This is a genomic window from Psychrobacter sp. AOP3-A1-26 (genome assembly GCF_052378235.1).
In the GTDB taxonomy this organism is placed as follows: Bacteria; Pseudomonadota; Gammaproteobacteria; order Pseudomonadales; family Moraxellaceae; genus Psychrobacter.
The window spans coordinates 1-3,739 of sequence record NZ_JBQSXN010000138.1 but is presented as its reverse complement, the minus strand read 5'-3'; the positions used below and the strand labels follow the sequence as shown (position 1 = coordinate 3,739).

Genomic DNA, 3,739 nt, shown 5'->3' with positions numbered 1-3,739 from the left:
TTCCCAATTCTATACAGCCCCTAATCTTATACAGGAATATATTTAGACATGCCTAATAGCACGCAACAACCTCACGTGAATATCAACAAAGATACTGGCAATAACGCTGCTAACGCTCAAGAAAAACTTAACAGCACGGCTATACAAGCAACGAACACTCAACAGGACTCTACAAATATCGCCCTGTTAAATTGGCTAGGGTGTCTGTTTTTTGGTTTTATCCCGCCGCTCGTTATCATGCTGACAAAAAAGGACGATCCTTACGTTCAGTCGCAAGCTAAAGAAGCGTTGAATTGGTGTATTACCTTTTTCATCACTTATATTGTGCTGTGGATTGCAGTGATGATAGTGGGCTTTATCCTCGCTTTTATTTGGTCACCCTTGGCATTGTTACCGATGATGTTCTTATTCTTGTATCCCTTTGTACACCCTGTATTTTGTATCATGGGTGCGGTCAAAAGCTCTGCTGGTAAAGACTTTAGAGTCCCCTTTAATATTCGACTGATTAAATAATGTAAGGGGTAATGACAGATATTGCTTATAAAAAGATGCTAATGTGAATTGGTATCTTTTTTACTTGCTTAAGGCGCTAAGGATATCTATATGAGTATTTATTTTTTCTCCAAAAAGACAGGTAAGACGGCTATCCTATTTCTGGGACTGCTTGTATTGCTGCTTTTATCTTATCCAGCCTTGGCAAAAACTTATCAAATTCAAGATTTTTCTAACGACTATCATGCGGTTATTAAAACAACGGATAATGACGATAGTGAATCAAATAGCGTCATAAATATTATTGACGCAAAAACCAAGCAAACCCTAATCAGCCAGCCAGCTACCCTTGATATAAAATATGAACTTGAGAACAGTCAAGCAAATCAGCTAGGCGAAAAGATCAGCGCCAATATCGTTAGTATCCCTTATGGCGAGCACAGCGTGCTGGTCTACGATGACTTTAACTTCTTATATTGACCTGACTGTATTAAAAAACCTCATTAAGGAAGATAAAATGCATATCGGCATCCTAACTCTGACTTTTTCTCTACCTGGTTGTAGCTCATTAAAAGAAAAACGCCAACGTATGGGCGGCTTACATGCACGCTTTGGCAATACGCCAAGCGTCGCGGTATGTGAGAGCGGCGAGCGTGATCGGCATGATGCGAGCGAGTGGACGTTTGTGATCGTCGGGCTATCTAAACGCGAGGTTGAGTCGCAGTGTAATCAAATCGAGGCGAAGATAGAACGTACGGTAGACGCGCGGATAATGAATGTAGAAAGGGAGTTCATATAGGTGGGCTTTATTGCAGGATGCTCCTTTCGCAGCGACTCTAATTAAAAAAATAAAGTTGTATGCTTCAAATGTGAGTTAAGTAAAGATTATGATTCTAGAAAAACGAACTATAGTTTATTTAAATGATAGACTTTTGTTTTTCGCTATGATAATCTCTTTCGGCGATTCAGAAACATTACTTACATTTCAGTTACATCCTCAATTATATATATTGCTATCAATCAGGGTCGTACAAGATATAAATTTAGATAGTAACGTTCTAAACTTATAACTTCATAACCTCTAATTTAGCCATTTAACTTGACTGTATTTCTCAACTAGGACGTTTAATGAAAACTGTTAATAAAATAAAAAATGCTTTATTGCTGACTACCATTACTACTTTGGCGGGTTGTACTACTGTAGCCGATTTTGCAGGCTATGATACTGCTACATTAAATACCGATGCAGCTAAAAGTTACTCTCAAGTGGTTTCTACCGCGAATAGTCAAGGCGCAGTAGATAATGCGTCTGCCACCGCCATTCGAGTTAAAAGAGTCTTTAATCGTATGAAGCCCTACGCCGTTAGCGCTAATACAACAGGCGTCCCTTTTGATTGGCAGGTCACTGTTATACGTTCACCTGAATTAAATGCTTGGGCAATGCCTGGTGGTAAAATGGCTTTTTATACCGGTATTGTAGAAAAGTTAAAGTTAACAGATGCAGAAATCGCTGCAATTATGGGACACGAAATGACCCATGCGTTATCTGAGCACAGTAAAAAAGATGCTGGACAAAAAGTTCTGACTGGCTTAGCGCTGCAGTTAGGTGGTGCGCAACTACAGGCAAAAACAGGGTTAAATGATGAGGCGTTGGGTTTGATTAGTGACTACGGACTTGATAAGCCATTTTCTCGTAGTCAAGAATCACAAGCCGATGCTGGTGGTTTACGTCTGATGGCGCAGGCAGGCTACAATCCAGAGTCTGCAGTTTCAGTGTGGGAAAAAATGGAGGCTGCAAACGGTCGTAGCAACGCCATAGTCACTTTGATGTCTACGCATCCAAACTCTGGGCAGCGTATCGCTAAAATTCAGGCACTCTTACCTGAAGTTATGCCAGTTTATCAAACGGCTGCTAAAGCGCCTACTAACGCAACCACTAATGCAAATACTAACGCCACTACTACTAGAACCATTAAACGTAAATAATTCAGTAAATGCTATTAAATCAGTAAATACTAACAAAAAAGGTAAGTCAAACGACTTACCTTTTTTTTGCGAAGAAATATCGAAAAGTGGCTGTTTTGGACTTTATCTTTCCTCTTTAGGGTTAGGTCTAGCAAGCTGTACTCATTTGGCAATACGCCAAGCGTCGCGGTCTGGGAGAGCGATGAGCGTGATCGGCATGATGCCAGTAAATGGACATTTGTGATCGTTGGGCTATCTAAACGTGAAGTTGAGTCACAGTGTAGTCAAATCGAAGACAAGATAAAATGTATGGTAGATGCGCGGGTGATGAATGTTGAAAGGGAGTTTATTTAGGTGTTGCTTTTTTGGGAGCTGATTTCGCCATTATTTTGGCTAGAACTGGAGCAAGTATTTAGTCCTGGAAACAATTTATTTTTTTGTTGAGCATCGTAAGGTTCACCTAACTAACCTAAAATCGACTTAGAGCTAATGATAATCAAAGCAATGTATGTTAGTGTTGAGGTAAGAAACTTAACACGATAATTTTACCTAATATTGGGTTGCTGAGTTTTTTCATTAGTACAATTTACAGATTGAATGTACTTTGAAGTAGATGAGTGAAATTAATAACCTCATTCAACAATAACTTCCTCAAAATCACAACTTCTTTGATCACCATTATTACAAGCTAGATCAAAATATTCTTTTGCTTTCTTCTTGTTTGGTTCTATACCAACTGCAGGTATTCCATAATAATACTTAAAACCAGTATGAAACTGCATGTCAACGTTTCCTTTTTGAGCTAATTCCTCATACGAGTTTAATTCTTTGCGATACCAGTATGCAGATTTTTTATGATCTATCTCTATGTTCCCAATACCATTTTGGTATATTCTTCCTAATTGAGCTTGAGCATCGACATTATTTTTTGCTGCTTTTTTTAGCCACTTTACTGCTCGATGAGAATCCTGTTCTACACTTAAACCTTTCAAGTAAAATGTTCCAACTATAGTTTGAGCCGTTGTATTTCCTCTGTCTGCTTCTTTCTTAAAAAAAACTAAAGCTTGTTCAAAATTCTCTTCAGATACGTAATTTACAGCATCATCAAAATCATTTGCGAAAGCAAAGACAGGTAGTAAGCAAAAAGTAAAGCATAAGGATATTAGTAATTTCATTTTTTTCCATAATTATAAAAAGTGCTGAATGCAAATAAAAGAGTACATAAGTAAAGCTTATGACACACAACAACTATATTCAATAATAAAAACTCTCAAAACTATAC

General features: G+C 38.1%; 6 protein-coding genes. 5 read left to right on the top strand and 1 reads right to left on the bottom strand.

All coding sequences use genetic code 11. The features are described from left to right. Positions 1 to 48: 48 nt before the first annotated feature. The 5 genes from ACT3TU_RS13700 to ACT3TU_RS13680 all read left to right on the top strand — a co-directional run bounded on the left by ACT3TU_RS13700 (position 49) and on the right by ACT3TU_RS13680 (position 2,811). Positions 49 to 513 (top strand): DUF4870 domain-containing protein, encoded by a 465-nt coding sequence (locus ACT3TU_RS13700; RefSeq protein WP_192520922.1) that lies wholly within the window; start codon positions 49 to 51, stop codon positions 511 to 513. A 90-nt stretch (positions 514 to 603) separates the two neighbouring features. Next, positions 604 to 972 (top strand): hypothetical protein, encoded by a 369-nt coding sequence (locus ACT3TU_RS13695; protein WP_442440395.1) that lies wholly within the window; start codon positions 604 to 606, stop codon positions 970 to 972. Between the two features lie 37 nt (positions 973 to 1,009). After that, on the top strand, positions 1,010 to 1,291 hold the full coding sequence (locus tag ACT3TU_RS13690; RefSeq protein WP_192523820.1) for a DUF503 domain-containing protein: 282 nt from the start codon (positions 1,010 to 1,012) through the stop codon (positions 1,289 to 1,291). 329 nt (positions 1,292 to 1,620) lie between these two features. Then, positions 1,621 to 2,478, top strand: a complete 858-nt coding sequence (locus tag ACT3TU_RS13685; protein ID WP_192523821.1) for a M48 family metallopeptidase — start codon at positions 1,621 to 1,623, stop codon at positions 2,476 to 2,478. 66 nt (positions 2,479 to 2,544) lie between these two features. Next, positions 2,545 to 2,811, top strand: coding sequence for a DUF503 family protein (locus tag ACT3TU_RS13680; protein ID WP_442440394.1), 267 nt, complete (start codon positions 2,545 to 2,547; stop codon positions 2,809 to 2,811). 278 nt (positions 2,812 to 3,089) lie between these two features. On the opposite strand, the gene ACT3TU_RS13675 is transcribed toward ACT3TU_RS13680, so the two are convergent. Further along, positions 3,090 to 3,632 carry a tetratricopeptide repeat protein gene (locus ACT3TU_RS13675; RefSeq protein WP_444784494.1) on the bottom strand — a complete coding sequence of 181 codons (543 nt, stop codon included), beginning with the start codon at positions 3,630 to 3,632 and terminating at the stop codon, positions 3,090 to 3,092. Positions 3,633 to 3,739 lie beyond the last annotated feature (107 nt).